Origin of the sequence: Mesorhizobium sp. M7A.F.Ca.CA.004.12.1.1, from assembly GCF_003997835.1 — a bacterium.
GTDB lineage: Bacteria > Pseudomonadota > Alphaproteobacteria > Rhizobiales > Rhizobiaceae > Mesorhizobium.
This window is the reverse complement of sequence record NZ_RZRK01000714.1, coordinates 1-3,122: the sequence shown is the minus strand read 5'-3', so window position 1 is coordinate 3,122 and position 3,122 is coordinate 1. Positions and strand designations below refer to the sequence as shown.

The 3,122-nt window shown below is 62.6% G+C and carries 3 protein-coding genes and 1 pseudogene; all 4 read left to right on the top strand.

Features of this window, described 5'->3' with window-relative positions:
• Positions 1 to 1,033, top strand: a 1,033-nt coding sequence (locus tag EN984_RS28245; protein WP_127384115.1) for an ATP-binding cassette domain-containing protein, incomplete at its 5' end; no start/stop codon positions are given.
• 31 nt (positions 1,034 to 1,064) lie between these two features.
• Positions 1,065 to 1,535, top strand: coding sequence for a GNAT family N-acetyltransferase (locus EN984_RS28240; RefSeq protein WP_127270122.1), 471 nt, complete (start codon positions 1,065 to 1,067; stop codon positions 1,533 to 1,535).
• A gap of 23 nt (positions 1,536 to 1,558) precedes the next feature.
• A complete protein-coding gene (locus tag EN984_RS28235) occupies positions 1,559 to 2,380 on the top strand; it encodes a DUF72 domain-containing protein (protein WP_127270120.1) in 822 nt (273 codons plus the stop codon).
• Positions 2,381 to 2,495: 115 nt separating this feature from the next.
• Positions 2,496 to 3,122 (top strand): annotated as a pseudogene (locus EN984_RS28230) (GGDEF domain-containing protein); the annotation flags it as partial.

Here is a 3,122-nt window from a genome sequence, read left to right as displayed (position 1 = left end):
GAAGAACCGCCGCCTGAAGATCGTCGGCGCGCGCGGCAACAATCTGAAGAACGTCACCGCCGAAATACCGCTCGGCACCTTCACCGCCGTCACCGGCGTGTCGGGCGGCGGCAAGTCGACCTTCCTGATCGAAACCCTGTTCAAGGCTGCCTCGCGCCGCATCATGGGCTCGCGCGAGCACCCGGCCGACCACGACCGCATCGAGGGCCTCGAATTCCTCGACAAGGTCATCGACATCGACCAGTCGCCCATTGGCAGGACTCCGCGTTCGAACCCCGCCACCTATACCGGCGCCTTCACGCCAATCCGCGACTGGTTCGCCGGCCTGCCGGAGGCCAAAGCGCGCGGCTACCAGCCCGGCCGCTTCTCCTTCAACGTTAAGGGTGGCCGCTGCGAAGCCTGCCAGGGCGACGGCGTCATCAAGATCGAGATGCACTTTTTGCCCGACGTCTACGTCACCTGCGACGTCTGCCACGGCAAGCGTTACAACAGAGAGACGCTCGACGTCGTGTTCAAGGGCAAGTCGATCGCCGATGTGCTCGACATGACGGTCGAGGAAGGCGTCGACTTCTTCGCCGCCGTGCCCGGCGTGCGCGACAAGCTCGACACGCTGAAGCAGGTCGGCCTTGGCTACATCCATATCGGCCAGCAGGCGACGACGCTGTCAGGCGGCGAGGCGCAGCGCATCAAGCTGGCCAAGGAACTGTCGCGCAAGGCAACTGGCAAGACGCTCTATATCCTCGACGAGCCGACCACCGGCCTGCATTTCCACGACGTCGCCAAGCTGTTGGAAGTGCTGCATGAACTGGTCGACCAGGGCAACACGGTGGTGGTCATCGAGCACAATCTCGAAGTGATCAAGACCGCCGACTGGGTGCTCGACCTCGGCCCCGAAGGCGGCGACGGCGGCGGCGAACTGGTTGCCTCCGGCACGCCGGAAGCGATCGTGCGCGAGAAGCGCAGCTACACCGGCCAGTTCCTCAAGGAGCTTCTGGAGCGGCGCCCCGGAGGCAAGCGCGAAGCGGCGGAGTGATCGGACCGGTTGGCGCCTGGAGAGCTTTTGAATGAAAATCAGAAGAGCGCTTGCCGGTGATCTCCAAACCGTCGTCTCGCTGACGCAAGCGGCCTATGCGCCTTACACTGCACTGTTAGGCGCACCGCCGATCCCAGTCACCGAGGACTACGCGCCGCGCATCGCGCGTGGTGAGGTGTGGGTGTTGGAAAGTGGCGGCGGACTTGCCGGACTGATCACGCTGGAACGGCATGACGACCACGCGATGATCTTCTCCGTCGCGGTCTCTCCTGACTTTCAGGGCAAGGGCTTCGGCATTGCGCTGCTGAAACACGCGGATGAGCTGACCCGTCTCTGGGGCCTGCCCGAGGTGCGGCTTTACACCAACGCCAGGATGGAACGGAACATCGCGCTCTATCTGGCCTATGGTTTCCACGAAACGGGTCGCCGGCCCAATCCCTACCGGCCGGGATGGGTGCTGGTCGACATGGCGAAATCGGTCCACGAGAGCACAGCGGCCTGATTTCTGAACTTGGGAGGATGACAATGAGCACATCGGGAACGATCCGCGCCGGCATGGGCGGCTGGACCTTTGAGCCTTGGGATACGTCCTTCTATCCCGACAAGCTCTCCAAGGCCAAGCAGCTGAACTACGCCACTCGCCAGGTGCCGAGCATCGAGGTCAACGGCACTTACTATTCCAGCTTCAAGGAACCGACCTTCGTCAAATGGGCCAACGAGGCGCCGGACGGTTTCGTGTACTCGCTAAAGGGCAACCGCTTCGTCACCAACCGGCGCGTGCTGGGCGAGGCCGGCGAATCGATGACGCGCTTCCTCGGCTCGGGCGTTGCCGCACTCGGGGAAAAGCTCGGGCCGATCCTGTGGCAGTTCGCGCCGACCAAGAAATTCGATCCGGACGATTTCGAAGCCTTTTTGAAACTGCTGCCGGAAAAGCAGGACGGCGTTGCGCTGCGCCATGCGCTCGAAGTCCGCAACGACAGTTTTGTCGTGCCGGAATTCGCAGCACTTGCCCGAAAATACAAGGCCGCGATCGTCTACGCCGACCATGCCAAATATCCCGATATCGCCGACGTCACCGCCGATTTCGTCTACGCCCGGCTGCAGACCGGCAGCGATGACAATCCCGACTGCTACACGCCGAAAGGCCTCGATGAATGGGCCGCGCGGGTAAAGATCTGGGCGCAAGGCAAGCAGCCGGCCGACCTGCGGCGCGCCGACCCCGCCACCGATGCGCCGGTCAAGCCGCGCGACGTGTTCGTCTACTTCATCACGGAGGGCAAGGTGCGCGCGCCGTTCGGCGCCATGGCACTGATGAAGCGGGTGGACCAGGATCTGTCGGTGCCCTGACGCTGCGGAATCATGGCATCTTCGCCATCGTCGTAACCTTATCGATACCTCCTTGCTGCATGAATCCAGCTGAACCAGTCGCAAATCTGGGCCGCCGCGGGCAAGGACGAGGGGCATGTCGCTCGACTACACTTCACTTCTGCTGGCTGTCGGTTTTTCCGCTGCCTGCCTGAGCCTGACCTTGTTTGGCATGTGGCTGACCGCTCGCTCGGAAAAGTTCCTGCTGACATGGGCGGTCAGCCTGGTGTTCGTGGTCGGCGATATTTTTTTCTATGACGCCTATATCGATATGCCCGGGCGCCTGCTGGGCATCGCCACGCTGGCTTTCCTCCTGCTCGGTTTCTCGACAATGCTGGGCGCGGCCTACCAGTTCAGAACCGGCGGCTCGCCAGTGCCGCGAACGGCGTTTGGCAGCGCCATTTCACTGGCCGTGACATTGCCTCCCATGGCTCTAGGCTATGACGGGCTGGGCTTCATGTTCGAAAATGCCTTCGCCGCCTTGCTTCTGTTCGCAACGGCGGTCGAATACTGGAAAGGCCGCGACGAAGCCCCTGCCCTGACAACCGGTATCACCGCGCTCTATTCGGCCACGGCCGCATCCTTCGCTCTCTGCGCCATGGTTTTGGCCTGGGAGGGAAAGCTGGTCCTTGGACATGCGCCAAGCAACTGGGCCGAGGAACTGAGCCTCATCATCGTTATCGCCAGCATGACCGGCATCGGAGCGCTTTCCCTGGCCCTGAAC